We start from the raw sequence: 17,183 nt of genomic DNA on the forward strand, positions 1-17,183 counted from the left end.
GCCGTCAGGGCCACCTCATCCGGCGTAGCGTTGAAATATGACGACTGACGTGGGACCGGTGAAGGTACGGATCGAGCGGGATTCGATGGGGGAGGTCGAGGTCCCCTTCGACGCGAAGTGGCGGGCACAGACGCAGCGGGCGGTGGCCAACTTCCCGATCTCGGGGCAACCCATCGAGCGCGAACTGATCGCCGGCCTGGCCCTGATCAAGGGCGCCGGCGCCCGGGTGCGCGCCGCACGCGGCGTGCTCGACCAGGACAAGGCCGACGCCATCGCCGCTGCGGCCGCCGAAGTGGCGCAGGGCGATTGGGACGACCAGTTCCCGATCGACGTCTTCCAGACCGGCTCGGGAACCTCCTCCAACATGAACGCCAACGAGGTCATTGCGACGTTGGCGCAGGAGAAGCTGGGTCAGCCGGTGCACCCCAACGACGACGTCAACGATCCGCTGTCCAGCAACGACCAGTTCCCCTCGGCCATGCACGTGGCCGCGACCAAGGCGGTCGTGAACGACCTGATCCCGGCGCTGGAACACCTGGCGGCCGCTTTGGAGACCAAGGCGACCGCCTTCGAGACCGTGGTGAAGTCGGGCCGCACGCACTTGATGGATGCCACGCCCGTGACCCTGGGCCAGGAGTTCAGCGGCTATGCCGCCCAGGTGAGGTACGGCGTGGACCGGCTGCGCGGCGTACTGCCCCAGGTCGCCGAGCTCCCCTGGGAGGTACGGCGGTCGGTACCGGTATCAACGCTCCCGCCGGATTCGCCGGTGAAGTCATCACCCTGCTGTCCGAGGAGACCGGTCTGCCCCTGACCGAGGCTCGCAACCACTTCGAGGCGCAGGGCGCCCGCGACGGACTGGTCGAGCTGTCCGGGGTGCTACGCACGATCGCGGTCGGCCTGAACAAGGTCAGCAACGACATCCGCTGGATGGGCTCCGGGCCGCGCACCGGGTTGGCCGAGATCCACCTGCCGGATCTGCAACCGGGCTCGTCCATCATGCCGGGCAAGGTCAATCCGGTGCTGGCCGAGGCGATGTGTCAGGTGGTTGCGCAGGTCATCGGCAACGATGCGGCCGTCGCCTGGGGCGGCGCCGCCGGCAACTTCGAACTGAACGTGATGCTCCCGGTGATCGCGCGCAACGTGCTGGAGTCCATCCGGCTGTTGTCCAGTGTGACAACGGTTTTCGCGGACCGGTGCGTCGACGGCATCGAGGCGGACGTGGATCAGTGCCTGACCTACGCGCAGTCCTCGCCGTCGATTGTGACGCCGCTGAACCACTTCGTGGGCTACGACGAGGCGGCTGCGATCGCGAAGCAGTCGCTGAAGGAGCGCAAGACGATCCGTGAGGTCGTCGTCGAGCGCGGTCACGTGCAGAACGGCACGTTGACCGAGGAGCAGTTGGACAGTGCCCTGGACGTCCTGTCGATGACCAAGCCGAGCTGAACGACGCTCAGAGTTCGGTCGGGATGGCCTCGGCTGCGTTCTGCGCCGAGGAGGTAGACGGTTTCATCCATCGACGCAGCAGCACGAATCGCACGGCGGTCGCGATCAGGTTGCCAGCGGCGAGGGTGACGGTCGCCCAGAAGGTCGAAGCTCCCGGTGCCACGTGGTGCAGGATGACGAGCGACAAAGCGGTGACCGCCCAGGTGATGGCCAGCAGCGCCAGACTCTGCAGTTGCACCTTGGCGTGCCCCTGCGACCCTCGCACCCCGAAGGTGAAGTACCGGTTGGCGGCGGTGTTGAGGACGGTGGCGAGCACCAAGGCCGTGAGGTTGGCCAGCTGGCGGCCCATGAACTGATCGAAGGCGGCGAACAGGCCCAGGGTGAGCACGGTGCTGGCGACGCCGATTGCCGCGAACCGGATCAGTTGCCCGGTCAGGACCCGCCGGTCAGACGGCATCGGGGAATGGTAGTTGGCGGTGCTCATCGACTGGCTCCCACAGCGTCGTCGCTGGTCGGTTCGGAGGTGGTGGTGGCGGGCCGGCTCGGCCGGTCGGGCTCCGCCAGGGTCACGCCTTCGGAGTCGACAGTAGGCCCACTGCCGGCCCGGCGAGGAATCGAGAGTGTGAAGGTCGTGGCGCCCGGCCGCGAGTGGACTTCGACGGTCCCGTGGTGGGCGGCCACCACGGCACTGACGATGGACAGCCCCAGACCGGTGGATCCCTCGGTACGAGTGCGGGCTTCGTCGCCACGGGTGAATCGCTCGAAGATGCGCGGGACCAGTTCCGGTGCGATACCCGGTCCGTTGTCGGTGATGGAGATCTCGACCTGATCGCCGGCGGTTCGCGCTCGGGCGACGACAGTGGTGCCGTCGGGAGTGTGCCGGCGGGCGTTCCCCAGCAGGTTGATGATGACCTGCCGCAACCGGGCCTCGTCCCCTTCGACCTCCACCGGCGAATCGGGCAGGTCCAGCTGCCAATCGTGCTCCGGGCTCGCGGCGTGCGCGTCGCCGATGGTCTCCAGCAGCAGCCGGGTGATGTCGACCTCGGAGCGCTCCAGCGGACGGCCGGCGTCGAGACGGGCGAGCAGTAGTAGGTCCTCGACCAGTGCTGTCATCCGGTCGGCCTCGGATTCGATCCGCCCCAGGGCGTGGCTGACTCCGGTGGGCACCGGCTCCTTCTCGCGGCGGGACAATTCGGCGTAGCCGCGGATCGAGGCGAGCGGCGTACGCAACTCATGGCTGGCGTCCGCGACGAACTGGCGCACCTGCAACTCGCTGGCGTACCGCGCGTCGAGCGCGTGGTTGACGTGATCGAGCATCTCGTTGAGCGCAGCGCCCACCTGGCCGACCTCGGTGTTCGGATCGGTGTCCGCCTCCGCCACCCGGTCGGACATCTCCACCTTGCCCTCGGAGAGGGGTAGGTGGGAGACCCGGGTCGCGGTGGCGGCGACCCGGCGCAGGGGTTGAAGGGTACGGCGCACGATCCAGGCCACGCCGGCAGCGACCAGGAGCACGCCGGCGCCGGAGAGCAACGCGATGGCCAAAGCGGTCCGGGCGACCGTGCTGTCGACCCAGTCCACGGGCAGCCCGATCACGCTGACGACCTGGACGGTGGCCCGGTCCCCGTCGGCGGTCCGGTAGTCCAGGTCGTTCTGGACGGAGACCACGCGATAGCTGCCGAGCTCACTTCCCAGGGAAACGGTGGTCGGGGTTCTACTGATCCCCGACTCGCGCAGCGAGGCGATCTGGACGGCACTGAGCTGGATGTTCTCTCCGCCCAGCCGGGTGACGAACGCCCGGGGACTGGTCACGTTCGTGTAGCGGTCGGTCATTTGCAGGACGCTGCCGTCGGACAGGTAGTCGACCTCCAGCGACCCGCCGTTGCTCGGGCTGCCGTTCGGGCCGCCGATGCCCGGCCCGCCGTTGGCCATGGCCTGGGCGCTCGCCATCAACTGCTGGTCGACCTGATTGGTCAATGTATTCCGCAGCGCCACCACCGTGAGGCTGCCCACGGCGGCGGTGATGATCAGGAAGAGCGCGATCAACGAGGCGACCAGCTGGGTGCGAAGCGTCCAGCGGGCCGGGTTGGCGGTGAAGGTCACGGAACTTCCGGAGGGTCAGGAGGATGCGGGCTTGAGCACGTAACCCGCGCCGCGCATCGTGTGGATCATCGGCGCGCGACCGGCGTCGATCTTCTTGCGCAGGTAGGAGATATACAGCTCGACGACATTGGCCTGGCCGCCGAAGTCGTAGTGCCAGACCCGGTCGAGGATCTGCGCCTTGGACAGGACCCGCTTGGGGTTGCGCATCATGTACCGCAACAGCTCGAATTCGGTGGCCGTCAGACTGATTTCTTCGCCGTCCCGGGTGACCTCATGGGAGTCCTCGTCGAGTTTGAGGTCGCCCACCACGAGCACGGAGGAGGAATCCTGCGTCAATTGCACCGAACGCCGTAGCAGGGCACGCACCCGTGCGACCACTTCCTCGAGACTGAACGGCTTGGTGACGTAGTCGTCGCCGCCGGCGGTCAGGCCGGCGACCCGGTCCTCCACCGAATCGCGGGCAGTCAGGAAGAGCACCGGCAGGGTCGGGTCGTCGTCGCGCAGCCGGCGCAGCACCTCCATCCCGTCGAAGTCGGGCAGCATCATGTCCAGCACGACGGCGTCGGGCTTGAACTCCTTGGACGTCTTGACCGCGCTGGTACCGGTGGCCGCGCTCTTGATCTCCCAGCCCTCGTAGCGCAGGGCCATGCTCAGCAACTCGGTCAGGTTGCTCTCGTCGTCGACGACCAGAACGCGAACGGGCGTGCCGTCGGAACGCTTCAACGTGGATGTGCTCATGGTGTCCAGTTTCAGGTCGGGCACTATGTGTGCGCCAGGGTCAACCTGTGAGGAGTCTATGCGGGCTCTGTGTCGCTCGCGGGCGGCTGGGTTACTGGCCGAGCTCGGGAATGATGGCCTTGGCGATCATGAAGTAGATGAGCAGTCCGGTGCCATCGACGATGGTCGCGATCATCGGCGCCGACACCACGGCGGGATCGATCCTGGTTTTGGTGAGCAGCAGCGGCAGGATCGAGGCGACGAGGGCCGACCACAACACGATTGCGGCCAGGCTGATGGACACCGTGATCATGACCGGCCACCCGACGCCCAGAGTCCAAGCTCGCACCAGCCCGACGGCGGCCATGGTGGCCGAGATCATGACCGCAGCGCTCAGTTCCTTCGGCAGTACCTTGCGCAGGTCGCGCAGGCCCACCTCACCGGTCGAGGCCGCGCGCACCAGCGTCGTGGTGATCTGGGTGCCGGTGTTACCGCCGGTACCGACCAGCAACGGGATGAAGAAAGCCAGGCTGACCACGGCATCCAGTTCGTCCTCGAAGTAGCGCAGCACCGTCCCGGTGTAGGCCTCGGCGATGAAGAGCACCAGAAGCCAGATGACGCGTTTGCGCCACAGCCGCACCGGGGACGCGTCCAGGTACGGCACGTCCAGCGGCTCCGAGCCACCCTGCCGCTCGGCGTCCTCGGTGGTCTCGTCCTCCACGATGTCCGCGGCGACGTCGGCGGTGATGACGCCGAGCAACGTGCTGTTCTCGTCGATGACCGGCAGGGCGGCGAGCCGGTTGTCGGTCAGTGTGCGCGCGGCGACCTCCTCGTCGGTGTCCGCTGTGACCGTGATGATGTCGGTCTCGGTGAGATCGGTCACCGGGGTGCCCGGAGCGGCAAGGACGAGGTGTTGCAGAGACACCACCCCCAGCAACCGGCGGTCGTCGTCCACCACGTAGACGTACGCCGCGGCGAGCGAATCCACGGGCGCTGCAGCGGTCTGCTCCCGCAGTTGGCGCAGCGCGCTGTCCACGTCCTGGTCCTTCGAGATCACCAACGCCTCGGGGACCATGTGCGCAGCGGCGCTGTCCGGCGGCCAGGACAGGAGGCCGTTGAGAACCAGCGCACGCGCCGGGGGCAGCGCCCCGATCAAGGCCACGGCGGTCGACTCCGGAAGCTCTCGCAGTATGTCGGCGGCGATATCGGAGTCGAGCGCCGCGAGGAGACCGGCGGCGGTGGCGGGGCTTGCGGAGGTGAGCAGATTCGCGGCGGTGCGGGGTTCGATGACCGCCAGCAGCCGGTCCGCCAGTTGCGGTTGCAGAGCAGCCACCAGGCGCGTCCGATCGGGCGTGGCCAGCTCGCGCAACTGGCGTTCTCGGTCGCCGCGGTCAGGAGTTTCATCGAGCCACTCCTCCAGTGCTGCCGGGTCGGGCGTCGTGATCGCCGATGCGAGAGTGGTCACTCCTCAACGCTATGGGAGCGGGTCAGGGCACCGCTGGGAAAATCCGGGCGTTGGGAGGATCCGTTGACCTTTGTGCGGTCGCTCGTGCGGTTTCGTCGCCATGGGAGGATGGCCTCCCGACCCCGCACCACGCACAGGAGAATTTCGACGTGGCGACGTCCGTACCGCCGAGACATCCGTTCTGGTTGCGTTGGACCACTCTGGCTCCGATCCTTGCGCTGATCCCCCTGCCCTTCACCTGGGGCCAGCACCTTGGCCCGGTGTGGATCGCCGTGGTAGCCGTCCTGCTGATCGGCTCCGTGCTGGCTGCCGTGCAGCATGCGGAAGCCGTGGCACACAAGGTCGGTGAACCTTTCGGGTCGCTGGTGCTGGCCGTGGCCGTCACGGTGATCGAGGTCGCGTTGATCGTGACGCTGATGGTCAGCGGCGGGGACGACGCGTCGACCCTGGCCCGGGATACCGTGTTCGCGGCGGTCATGATCACGTGCAACGGGATCGTCGGCGCCTCGTTGTTGGCCGGCTCGATCAAGCACGACACGGTCAACTTCAACGTCGAGGGTACGGCGACCGCTTTGGCGTCGGTGGCGACGCTCGCCACCGTGTGCCTGGTGTTGCCGTCGTTCACCCTGGGCGCTCCAGGACCGGAATTCACCGGCTCCCAGTTGATCTTCGCTGCGGTCTGTTCGCTGGTCATCTACGGGTTGTTCGTGGTGACGCAGACGACCCGGCACCGCGATTTCTTCCTGCCGGTCGATGAGAACAACGAACTGGTCGACATGTCCGACGATCACGCGGAGCCGCCGTCGACGCGTTCGGCGTGGGCCAGCTTCGGACTGCTGCTGGTCTCGCTGGTCGCAGTGGTGGGCCTGGCCAAGGTCGAGTCGAAGCCGATCGAGGAAGGCGTAGCGGCCCTGGGCTTTCCGCACTCGTTCGTCGGTGTGATCATCGCGATGCTCGTCCTACTGCCCGAATCGTTGTCGGCCGTCAACGCCGCGCGCAGAGACCGGGTGCAGATCAGTCTGAACCTCGCGTACGGCTCGGCGATGGCCTCCATCGGTCTGACGATCCCGGTGATCGCCCTGGCGTCGATCTGGTTGCCGGTGCCGCTGCACCTGGGCCTGGGGTCGATGCAGATCGTGATGCTGGCGCTCACCGTGGCGGTGGGCATCCTCACCGTGGTGCCCGGCCGGGCGACCCGGATGCAGGGCGCGCTGCACCTGTGGATCCTCTTCGCGTTCGTCTTCCTGGCCGCCAACCCCTAGGCCGCAGCTTCGTCCTCCACCCGAGCCGGGGAGCCGTAGGCTGAGCGCGTGCCGACGTGGAAACGCTGGGGGAACGACGACATCCCCGAGGTATTGCGCTCGCTCGGTACCCGGTCCGCACAGCAGCCTGAACCGGCCGAGACGCCTGCGGCCACCCGGCCGGTCGATTCCTCGGTGGTCGAGCGAGCGGTTTATCTCGAGGGGCATCGGGTCGATCGGCCGGAGACGATCGGTGAAGTCCGCGACTGCCTCGCCCTGCACGAGACCGAGGCGGGTCGCGCGCCGATGGCTTGGATCGGCGTACACGGAGCGAGCGAGGACCAGATCCACGAGCTCGCGGCGACGTTCAACCTGCACCCGCTGGCGGTCGAGGACGCGATCCTGGCCCACCAGCGACCCAAGATCGAACGTTATGGCGACACGCTCTTCGTCGTTCTACGGGCCGCAACCTACGACGACCGCACGGAGACGGTGGCCTTCGGTGAGATCCACGTCTTCCTCGGCCCCGACTTCGTCATCACCGTCCGGCACAGCCCCGAGCCTTCGCTCACACCGGTACGCGAGCGGCTCGAGGCCAGTCCCGAGCTGCTGGCGCTGGGCCCGGAGGCGGTGCTCTACGCCGTCGCCGACTACGTGGTGGACGGCTACGGGCCCGTGGTCGCAGGCCTCGAGAACGACATCGACGAGATCGAGGCGCAGGTCTTCGAATCCGACCCGACGGTGTCGCGACGGATCTACGAGTTGTCGCAGGAAGTCCTCGGATTCCAACGCGCGGTGCGCCCGTTGCTGGACGTGCTGCATCACATCGAAGAGGGTTTCGCGAAGTACGGCACCACGGAGGATTTGCAGAACAACTTCCGCGACGTCGCCGACCACGCCACGATCGTGGCCGAGCGGGTCAGCGGGTTCCGCGAATCCCTGGCCAACATCCTCACCCTCAACGCGACCATGGTCGCGCAGACCCAGAACGAGGAGATGCGCCGGCTAACCGAGGCGGGGATGGCGCAGAACGACGAGGTCAAGAAGATCTCGGCGTGGGCCGCGATCCTCTTCGCGCCGTCGCTGATCTCCGGGATCTACGGGATGAACTTCACGAAGATGCCGGAACTGAGCTGGGCCGAGGGCTATCCGTTCAGCCTGATGCTGATGGTCCTGGTGTGCGGGACCCTCTTCTTCCTTTTCAAACGCAACAAGTGGCTGTGACCACTTGCGGCTCGGCGGGTTCATGACCCGCAGTCATGAACCCGCCGAGGACGATGCGCTGGTCAGCCGCGCGGCCAGCCAGCGAATCCGCGGGCGTTGACGAACGTCGGCGGCGCGAAGTTCACGAAGCGGCCAGCTCCCAGCCCCCGGCCTGTGCCCGTGCGTTGAGCGCGGCCGCACTCGTGGCTGGCCAGTAGCCGGAGCTGACGCGCTGCTGAAGACTCTTCAGCCCCGCGACGATCTCGCTCGGGGAGAAGCTGCAGTGCCCGATGGATTTCACGTATGCCTGGCGGAGAAGGGTGCTTCTTCCGGCCTGCTGCACACGGTCGCGGTACCAATTCTCGAACGACACCGGCGCCAGCTGATCGGAGATGGTGTGCAGGGTGAGCTCGGGGACCTGCAACCGCCCAGAGGGCACGGCCGTCTTCGAAAGCCGTTTCAGCGCAGCAACATCGGGGTAGATGTCGGCATGGCTGGTGAGATTGCGCAGATCCGTCGAAAGGTTCACGCCCGCCGCGCGGTACAACGACTTCACCGTCCGGTACTGCGCGGACTGCTGCAGGAGGCTGTCGTAATCGACTCCGGCATTCCACGAGGCATTGCCGCCGACCGCCTGCTCGATGGACGGGCGGGCACCGACCACGAAACCGATCTGGATTTCCAGCCACTGCTCCTGCTGGACTTCTTGCTCGACCGCCGAGCGCGGCGGATTGTCACCGGCGAACCAGTCCGGTGTATTCAGCAAGGCGGCCGCCAGAGAGATTCGCGCGCGGCCCTCGGGGGTTTGCTGGGCCGCGACGACGGCTGCTTTCAGTTGCGCCGCAGCCGTACTCGCCTCGGCCGGTGACGCGTAGTCGACCAGCTTGATGTCCTGCCCCGGCGCAAGCAACCGGGCAATCGCGTACTCGCCGTCCAGTTGGTAGTTGTTCAGGTTGACCCCGCCCCCGAGCAGGCCACAGGTCGTCAGTGCGCCGTCGAGGCGTCCGTTCGCCCGCTCGTCCTCCAGCGAGCTGATCAGCCCGCCCATCGACGTACCGTAGGCCAGCACCTGGTTGGGGCGTCCAGTCAGCTTCTTCATGGCGGCCAGGGCCGCGAACTGGTCCGCGGGCGCAGAGGCGACCGCCCACAACGAGGGACCGGCGTACGACGACCCCACCAATGCGTAACCCTCCTGTAGGAGAGCGGATTGTGTTGCGGCATTGGGCGAGTCGACGGGATTGAGGGTGCCGAAGCCGTGGCTGTACAACACCAAGGTGCCATTCCAGTTGGCCGGCAGGTCGCCGACCCACGTCGCCCCGTCGGGCAGCGCTCCGGTGAAATGCTGGGTGCCGGCAGCGGGTCCCGGCGACGTGGTCGCGTGGGCCGCCGGGGCCACGAGGGCGAGTGCAGCGGCTGCTGCGCATCCGACGAGGGTCGAGAACCTCACGTGCATGAACGGTGTCCTTTCGTCTGGTCAGCGCGGAAGTGCCGCACCGCTAGAAAGAGTGACACCGGCCACTCTTAAAAAACAGGGTTCCTGATCATAAGGTTTCCTGAATTAGTCATTTATCTCATCATTCGGGAAACCCGCGGGTCGTGACATGGCCGTGGGGGCTTCATGACTCAAGGTCATGAAGCCCCCACGGCCAGTGAATTTGCCGGGTCAGGCGTCGGTGCCCACTGCACCGATCAGGGCCTGCCGGTCGATCTGACCGAGTACAGCGCCCAGGGCCGGGTCGTCGGACTGCAGCAGGGCGACGAGCACCTTGTCAGCGCTCAGTCGCGGGCCGCCGAAACCACGGCGTCCGCCGCGACCCTCCCCGCGGCCTTCGCCGCGGCCGGGTCCGCGTCCGCCGAAGTCGTCGGGGCCGAAACCCCATTCGCCGGGCCCGGGGCGCATGCCCTCTCGCGGACCGCCCGGTGCGAAGCGGTGGTGGGTGTGGTGACCCCGGCCGCGACCCCGAGGGCCGCGCTCACCGCGCGGGCCGCCCTCCCGGGCGTCCGCGAAGTCACGTGGGCCCGCCTCGCGCTGCTCGTTGAGACGCTCCTGCGCCTCGTCGAGCCGGCTCTGGGTGAAGTCCATCCTCGCCTCGTGCATGAGGCCGGTCATCACGTCGCGCAACTGCGGACTGAACCGACGCATCGGGCCGAGGCGCTCGCTGCGCGGACCGCGCCGTCCCCGGCCACGGCCTCTCGGGCCGAAACCGTCGCCCCGCCGGCCGGTGCCCCAGTTCTCGGCGATGTCTGCGCCGAAGCGCCGACGAACGGCCTCCCGGACGGAGTCCAAATCGATGCCGACGGCGGCCAACGACTCACGATCTGCGGCCAGGTCGGCGTCCAATTCCTCGTCGTCCGAGGCGGATTTGTTCTCGGCCTCGGGGGAGGGGTGTGCTTCGTGGAAGGCGATCACGGCTGATTCGGCAGTCGCGAAATCCAGACCGGCCTGCGTCAGCGCACGCGCCGCGTCGCCGCGGGCGTTGGCCAACAGGCCGAGCAGCAGGTGGTCGGTGCCCACCTGGTCGTGGCCCAGTTCGCGGGCCTCGTCGATCGCCTGCATGACGGCGATCCGGGTTTCAGTATCGAAACGGTTGAACATGCGGTTCTCCTTGAAAAGTTGGGGGAAGCAATCACTGCGAGTGCTTCTGGTGCACTGCCTGACGGCTGACCTGCAGCACGTCGGCGATGGCTTGCCAGCTCCACCCTTGGGAGCGGGCGTTGGCGACCTGGACCTGCTCGAGCGCGTCCGCGAGTTGGCGCAGGGCCCGTACGGCGGTCAGACCGGTCCGTGGGTCCAGGCTCGTTGCGTCGGTCGCAGCTGTCGAAAGCTGCTGGCTCGGGATCTCCTGATCGCTCACGTTGTGAAGATTACTTGACGTCAGAAAGGATGTCAACTTTTCATGACACGACGCCAAGCAGAGGTTTGAAAGCCGCTGCACCGTACGAGCGCGCAGCGTGGTGCGGCGGCTTCCAAACCGCAGGGGAAAGGGTGCAGGGATGAGGAGGTGCCGCGATGAAGATGCCGCGATGAAGGTGCCGCGATGAAGGTGCCGCGGCGCAGGCAGAGCGGTCTAGCCGCGGTGGTGGCGACCGATCGGGATGATCAGCGGGGTGCCCGAGACGGGGTCGGCGATGACGTGCGCGGCGATGCCGAAGACCTGCTCGACCACCTCGGGATTGACCACGTCGGCGGGTGCACCGGAGGCGACGATCGAGCCACGATGTACGGCGACCAGGTGGGTGGCGTAGCGCGCCGCCAGGTTGAGGTCGTGCAGGACCATCGCCACCGTCGTCCCGCGGTCGCGGTTGAGCTCGGTCACCAGGTCGAGCACGTCCACGGCGTGCGCGATGTCCAACGCGGACGTCGGCTCGTCGAGCAGGAGCAGGTCGGTCTGTTGGGCCAGCACCATCGCGATCCACACGCGTTGCCGCTGCCCACCGGACAACTGCGCTACCGCCCGGTCGGCCATCTCGATCGTGCCGGTGACCTCGAGTGCTTCGGTGACCGCGCGTTCGTCGGCGGCCGACCACTGCTTGAACATCCCGTGGTAGGGGTGCCGGCCACGGCTGACCAGCTCGGTCACCGTGATGCCTTCCGGCGCCAGCGGCGACTGCGGCAGGAGAGCCACCGTGCGGGCGACCTCCTTGCCCGACATGGCGTGAATGTCCCTTCCGTCCAGCACGACCGATCCCGACGTCGGTTTCAGCAACCGGGTCAGGCCGCGCAGCAAGGTGGACTTGCCACAACCGTTGGCCCCCACGATGGCGGTGATCTCACCGTCCGGCAGCGCAAAGGTGAGGTCCTCGATGACCCGCCGGTCGTCGTACCCGAGACTCACCCCGGAGGCCGACAACCGGCTGGTGGTCACGGGAAGGGCAGTCAACTCAGCCATCCTTGATCGTCGCTCTCGACTTGAGCAGCAGGAGGATCAGCACGGGAGCACCTGCGATACCCGTGATGACACCCACTGGCAGATTGGTGTTGGGGATGAGGTAGGTGCCGATGTAGTCGGCGCCTACCACGGTCGCGGCTCCCACGAACGCCGCGACCAGGATATTCGGGCGTCCGCCGCACAGGCGACGGGCGATCGGGCCGGACAGCAGCCCGATGAAGGAGATGGGTCCGGTCACCGAGGTGGCCATCGCGCACAGGAGCACCACGAGCACGCTCACGGTGAGTCGTAGCCGACCGGCGTTGAGACCCAGCGCCAGCGCGGTGTCGTCACCGAGTTCGAGCAACCGAAGACCGTGCAGGCACGCCACGAGCAGCGGCAGGAGCGCGACCACCGCAATCGCGAGGCGCGCGACGCCGTCCCAGGGGATGACCGCGAGGCTGCCGGTGAGCCACACCATCGCGTCCTGCGCCTGGAAGATGCTGGTGCGCTGCAACATCCATTGGATGAACGAGGACAGTCCCGCCGAGACACCGATGCCGATCAGGATCATCCGGTACGTCGCGGCCGAGCCCCGCCCCGCCAACAGGTTGATCGCCACTGCGACAGCCATACCGCCGACGAGAGCGGCCAGGGACATGCTCAGGCCGGACCAGCCGAGCACGACGAGGGCAAAAACCGCTGCGGCAGACGAGCCCAGCGTCACGCCGAGGACGTCGGGGCTGGCCAAGGGGTTCCGCAGCATCGTTTGGAAGGCGGCCCCGCTGGCGCCGAACGCCAGACCGGCGAGCGTACCCGCCACTGCCGCAGGCAGTTTGGATTCCATCAGGATGAAGGTCGCCGGCGGCAGCTGTGCGCCGCCGAAGGCGATCCGGAAGAAGTCCGGGATGGTGATGGTGAAGTCGCCGAGCAGCACCCGGGCGGCGAACAGAGTGAACCAGACGAGGATGACCGCGGTCAGCACGATCGACGTACGCCGAGCCACCCGTTTGCGGGTCGAGCGCACCTTCTCGACCGACTCGGGCCGGATTTCCTGGGACAGGATCGTCGTCACGCGACCACCACCCCCGGTCGGCGCACCAGGTAGATCAGCACCGGCACACCCACGACTGCGGTCAGGATGCCGGCGGACACTTCACCGGGGGTTGGATCACGCGGCCGATGACGTCGGCGAGCAGCAGCAGCACCGGGCCGAGGACGATGCACAGCGGCAGGATCGACCGGTAGTCCGGGCCGCGCAGGATGCGCGCGAAGTGGGGGATCACCAGGCCCACGAAGGCGATCGGTCCGGCGATCGATGTCGCCCCGGCCGCTAGCAGCACCGCGCCGAGGGCGATGAGAGCCCGGGCACGAAGTACGTTGTGGCCCAGGGTCGTTGCCATTTCGTCGCCCAGCGCCAGAGCATTCAGCGCCGGCGCCCCCGCAAGCACGATGAGCAGGCCGACGATCAGGAAGGGCAGTGTCGTCGGCAGCACCGACAGGTCGCGCCCGCCTACCGAGCCGACCGACCAGAATCGGTAGACGTCCAGTGCCTGCTGGTGGGTGATCAGCAGCCCGGCGATCAGTCCGCTGGCGGCCGCGGCCATCGCCGCCCCGGCCAGGGTCATCGTGATCGGGTCCGGGCCGCGAGCGCCGGCCGAGGCGATCAAGTAGACCAGCACGGCCGCCACGGCTCCGCCCAGCAGCGCCAGCAGGACGAAGCTGAGCTGGCTGGTCGCCACCCCGGTCGTGAGACCGATCACCACGGCCAGCGCGGCACCGGAGTCCACGCCCAGCAGTCCCGGATCGGCCAGCGGATTGCGGGTGATGCCCTGCATCGCCGCGCCGGACAGGGCGATCGCAATCCCGACAATGATGCCGATCAGGGTGCGCGATTCGCGCGACTGCACGATCGCCTGCACCTCGGGGGTGCTGCCGCCGAAGACGGCTTTGACGACCTCAATCGGGGACAGGGCCTGCGCGCCGAGCATGAGGGACAACATGACGGTGACGGCCAGCATCACGATGCTGACCATCACGGCTGTGCTGGAGCGCTTCGTCACGAGACCTTTTCCGCAGCCTTCGCCAGGTCGGGCACGAACTTCTCGATGGCCACCGGGATGCTCAAGGTCGTCGGCACTCCCATGGTCAGGGAGATGGTGTTGTCGGCCGCTGCCACGTAGGTGCCGGACTTCAGCGACGGGATCTGGCCCAGCAGCTTGTCCGACTTCAGCTTGTCCACGTCACCGGGCGCCGTCACGTAGAAGACCGCGACGTCGGCCTGTGCGGTGTTGGCCTTCTCCGCGGAGATGTCCGCGTAGAACTTGCCGTCGTTGGCCTTCTGCAGGGTCTCGACGAAAGCCGGTGTGCTGAAGCCGAATTCGTTGAGCATCCGCGGGCGGTTGTCCAGCGGCAGGTAGACGCTGAACGTGGCATTGCTGGTCGGGTCCAGGTAGAGCCAGGTCGCGGTCTTGCCGCTGATCTGCGGGTACTTCGCCTTGGCGTCGTCGATCTGCTTCTGTGTCCGGTCCTTCAGCGCTGCGGCCTCGCCGGTCTTGCCCACCGCTTTGCCGACGAGCTCCAGGGAGTCCTGCCACGTCGTACCCCACGGGTCACCCGGGTAGGCGACGGTCGGCGCGATCTTGGACAGCTTGGCGTAGTCGTCGGCGGTCAGCCCGGAGTTCGTGGCCAGGATGAGATCCGGGGTGGCCTTGGCGATCTCGTCGACGGGCAGCTTGTCGGCGTTGTTGTACTGCGCCGGGTAGTCCTTGCCGAGCTTCTTGATGGCCGCGTCGAACCAGTCGGTCGACTTGCGGGAGTTACCGCCCCAGCTGGTCGCGGGAACCAGCACGGGCACGATCCCGAGGGAGGCCAGCAGGTCCTGGTCGGTCTCGGCCACGGTGGCGATGCGGGTGGGCGCCTTGGTAATCGTCGTCGTACCCAGGGCGTGTTTGATCGTGACGGGGTAGGTGCCCGCGTCGCTGGTGCCCGAACCGTCACTGCCGGAGGGCGATCCAGTGGTGGAACCGGTCGAGCAGGCGGCGAGTGCGGCGCCGGCCGCCCCCGCGCCGAAGACGCCGAGGAGGGTACGCCGGGTGAAGGCTCGGTTGCTCATTTCGCCTTCCCTGCTGCGTCGCCGATCTGGGGCAGGAACTTCTCCAGCACCACCGGTATGGACAGGACGGTCGGGGTGTTCATCGCGTTGGTGTCCGAGGTGTCGGCCAGGAAGACCGCGGTGCCGTTCTGGACGTTGGGGATCTTGCCCAACAGGGCGTTCGACTTCAGCACGTCGAAGCTGGACTCCTTGTCGGTGAAGATCAGGGCGACGTCGGCGGCGATGGTGCTGGCCGCCTTTTCCGCGGAGATCGCGGCACCGTAGGACTGCGGGTTCGCCTTGGAAAGGTCGGTGACGAACTGCGGTGTCGTGAAACCGAATTCGAGCAACAAAGCGGTGCGCGGGTCGAGGGTGGTGGTGGAATAGATCTTCGAGGTGTCGGTCGGCATGAAGCGCAGCACTGCGACCGACTTGCCTTTGATGGCCGGGTACTTCGCGACCGCGTCGGCGATCTTTTTCTCCAGTTCGGCCTTGGCGGTCGACGCCTCGGACACCTTGCCGATGGCCTGCCCGGCGATCTCCAGGCACTGCTGCCAGGTGGCCCCGTAGGGCGCTCCCGGAGCGGCGACCGTCGGGGCGAGCTTGGTCGCCTTGGCGTATTCGTCCGCGGTCAGACCGGAATAGGGCCCGAAGAGCAGGTCCGGTGTGGACTTGGCGATCTCGTCGATCGGGGTGGCGTCGCTGACGCTGTACCGCTGGGGCGCTTCCTTGCCCAGTTCCTTGACCGCGGCGTCGAACCAATCGGTCGAACCGCTGGCGTTGCCCGACGGCTGCTCCCACTTGGGCGCCATCACCGGCACGACCCCCAGCGCCGCCAGGTAGTCCTCGTTGGCGATACCCACGGTGGTGACCCGGGCCGGCGCTCGGGTGATGGTCGCCGTACCGAACGAGTTCTTGATGCTCACCGGGAAGGTGCCGGACGCGGTGCCCGGGCCGCTACCGGTGCCGGAGGGGGTGCTGCTGTCACTCGAGCCGGTGGAGCAGGCAGCGAGCGCGGCAGTGGTGCCCAGGGCACCGAAGGCACCGAGGACGGCGCGACGAGAGACGGTCATGCTGGTGGGTACTCCTGTAGTCGGTTGAGGTGGTCAGAAACGGGGAGATCCGAGCTTCCAGTAGCCGGAGAAGAGAACCGATTTGCGGTCCATGCCGCGCTCTTTGACGAGCGTGCGGCGGATGCCCGTGGCCAGCGACTGTTCGCCGCAGACCCAGGCGTAGGCCAGGTCAGTGGTGTCGACCCGGGCCAGCGCGGTGGTGAGCGCGCTGCCGGGAACGTCCGCGCCGCGGGTGAGAACGCTCAATCCGGGTACGTCGGGCAGCGGGCTGAGGTGGTCGGCGTCCGGAGTCTCGACCAGGACCCGAGAGCCTTCGGGCAACGGCCCCTGCGTCAGGATCGCGCCGATGGCGGGGGCGGCGGTTTCGTCGCCGATCAGCAGGCGAGCGCCGGCTTGTGGGGGAGCGTACGTCGCGGTGCCCTGGCGGACACCTACGGGCATCCCGGGCTCAGCGCGAACGGCCCACGCAGAACCGGGGCCGCTGTCACCGTGCAGTACGACGTCGAAGTCGAGTTCGGCTGCGGCGGTGCGTAGTTCGTGGATCGTGTACCACCGCAGATCGGGGCGGTCAGCCTCCGGCATCGCGGCGATCGCAGCACGGACGTTCATCTTCGGAGCCGGCAGGTGCAGGTCGCCGCTGGCGCCCGGGACGGTGAGGCCGAAGTATTCGTCGGGACCGTTGGTCCTCGCCTGGGCGATCCGCGGCGCGGTGAGGGTGATCCGCCGGACCTGCTGAGCCACCTGCCGAACGTGGCGGACCGTGGCCTCGAACAGGTCGTAGTAGGTACGTTGCGGCGCCGGGGCCATGACCGCTCCGGCGTACGCCGTGACGGCCTTCAACTGGAGTTTTTCCCAGCGGGTGTAGGCCGGCATGAGCGCTCACAGTCTTCGTCCAGGTTCGTCCCAGCGAACCCCCACCCGGATAGGCAGGCAAGGCTAACCTAAGACACGAGGGGCGGTGCGCGTCAAGCGGGGTCC

At 67.5% G+C, this 17,183-nt stretch carries 15 protein-coding genes and 1 pseudogene; 3 read left to right on the forward strand and 13 right to left on the reverse strand.

Annotated elements, in window-relative coordinates:
* Window positions 1-37 precede the first annotated feature (37 nt).
* Window positions 38-1,443: pseudogene (locus tag ACFQBT_RS00970) on the forward strand (class II fumarate hydratase).
* Window positions 1,444-1,450: 7 nt separating this feature from the next.
* Here the strand turns inward: ACFQBT_RS00970 and ACFQBT_RS00975 are convergent.
* The 4 genes from ACFQBT_RS00975 to mgtE all read right to left on the reverse strand — a co-directional run bounded on the left by ACFQBT_RS00975 (window position 1,451) and on the right by mgtE (window position 5,725).
* On the reverse strand, window positions 1,451-1,900 hold the full coding sequence (locus ACFQBT_RS00975) for a GtrA family protein (RefSeq protein WP_377819961.1): 450 nt from the start codon (window positions 1,898-1,900) through the stop codon (window positions 1,451-1,453).
* Between the two features lie 23 nt (window positions 1,901-1,923).
* Window positions 1,924-3,543, reverse strand: coding sequence for a sensor histidine kinase (locus tag ACFQBT_RS00980; protein WP_377819962.1), 1,620 nt, complete (start codon window positions 3,541-3,543; stop codon window positions 1,924-1,926).
* Between the two features lie 15 nt (window positions 3,544-3,558).
* Window positions 3,559-4,281 carry a response regulator transcription factor gene (locus ACFQBT_RS00985; protein ID WP_377819963.1) on the reverse strand — a complete coding sequence of 241 codons (723 nt, stop codon included), beginning with the start codon at window positions 4,279-4,281 and terminating at the stop codon, window positions 3,559-3,561.
* Between the two features lie 91 nt (window positions 4,282-4,372).
* Window positions 4,373-5,725, reverse strand: a complete 1,353-nt coding sequence (gene mgtE / locus ACFQBT_RS00990; protein ID WP_377819965.1) for a magnesium transporter — start codon at window positions 5,723-5,725, stop codon at window positions 4,373-4,375.
* Between the two features lie 149 nt (window positions 5,726-5,874).
* Here mgtE and ACFQBT_RS00995 point away from each other — a divergent pair, with 149 nt between their 5' ends.
* Complete coding sequence (locus ACFQBT_RS00995) at window positions 5,875-6,987, forward strand: calcium:cation antiporter (protein WP_377819967.1); 1,113 nt, start codon at window positions 5,875-5,877, stop codon at window positions 6,985-6,987.
* A 48-nt stretch (window positions 6,988-7,035) separates the two neighbouring features.
* Entirely contained in the window at window positions 7,036-8,190 is a 1,155-nt protein-coding gene (locus ACFQBT_RS01000) for a magnesium and cobalt transport protein CorA (protein WP_377819968.1), read from the forward strand.
* A gap of 121 nt (window positions 8,191-8,311) precedes the next feature.
* Here ACFQBT_RS01000 and ACFQBT_RS01005 read toward each other — a convergent pair whose 3' ends face one another.
* From ACFQBT_RS01005 to ACFQBT_RS01045, 9 genes are all read right to left on the reverse strand, one after another.
* Window positions 8,312-9,622, reverse strand: a complete 1,311-nt coding sequence (locus tag ACFQBT_RS01005; RefSeq protein WP_377819969.1) for an alpha/beta hydrolase — start codon at window positions 9,620-9,622, stop codon at window positions 8,312-8,314.
* Window positions 9,623-9,832: 210 nt separating this feature from the next.
* Window positions 9,833-10,765, reverse strand: coding sequence for a Clp protease N-terminal domain-containing protein (locus ACFQBT_RS01010; RefSeq protein WP_377819970.1), 933 nt, complete (start codon window positions 10,763-10,765; stop codon window positions 9,833-9,835).
* Window positions 10,766-10,796: 31 nt separating this feature from the next.
* On the reverse strand, window positions 10,797-11,024 hold the full coding sequence (locus ACFQBT_RS01015; protein ID WP_377819971.1) for an RNA polymerase subunit sigma-70: 228 nt from the start codon (window positions 11,022-11,024) through the stop codon (window positions 10,797-10,799).
* A gap of 213 nt (window positions 11,025-11,237) precedes the next feature.
* Entirely contained in the window at window positions 11,238-12,059 is an 822-nt protein-coding gene (locus tag ACFQBT_RS01020) for an ABC transporter ATP-binding protein (RefSeq protein WP_377819972.1), read from the reverse strand.
* Window positions 12,052-13,113 carry a FecCD family ABC transporter permease gene (locus ACFQBT_RS01025; RefSeq protein ID WP_377819973.1) on the reverse strand — a complete coding sequence of 354 codons (1,062 nt, stop codon included), beginning with the start codon at window positions 13,111-13,113 and terminating at the stop codon, window positions 12,052-12,054. Before ACFQBT_RS01025 ends, ACFQBT_RS01020 begins: the two co-directional genes overlap by 8 nt.
* Window positions 13,114-13,174: 61 nt before the next feature.
* On the reverse strand, window positions 13,175-14,101 hold the full coding sequence (locus ACFQBT_RS01030) for a FecCD family ABC transporter permease (protein WP_377819974.1): 927 nt from the start codon (window positions 14,099-14,101) through the stop codon (window positions 13,175-13,177).
* A complete protein-coding gene (locus tag ACFQBT_RS01035) occupies window positions 14,098-15,153 on the reverse strand; it encodes an ABC transporter substrate-binding protein (RefSeq protein ID WP_377819975.1) in 1,056 nt (351 codons plus the stop codon). Before ACFQBT_RS01035 ends, ACFQBT_RS01030 begins: the two co-directional genes overlap by 4 nt.
* Window positions 15,150-16,205 carry an ABC transporter substrate-binding protein gene (locus tag ACFQBT_RS01040; protein WP_377819976.1) on the reverse strand — a complete coding sequence of 352 codons (1,056 nt, stop codon included), beginning with the start codon at window positions 16,203-16,205 and terminating at the stop codon, window positions 15,150-15,152. Before ACFQBT_RS01040 ends, ACFQBT_RS01035 begins: the two co-directional genes overlap by 4 nt.
* Window positions 16,206-16,238: 33 nt before the next feature.
* Window positions 16,239-17,078, reverse strand: coding sequence for a siderophore-interacting protein (locus ACFQBT_RS01045; RefSeq protein WP_377819977.1), 840 nt, complete (start codon window positions 17,076-17,078; stop codon window positions 16,239-16,241).
* Between the last annotated feature and the right edge of the window lie 105 nt (window positions 17,079-17,183).

Source organism: Branchiibius cervicis (assembly GCF_042661605.1).
Lineage (GTDB): Bacteria > Actinomycetota > Actinomycetes > Actinomycetales > Dermatophilaceae > Branchiibius > Branchiibius cervicis.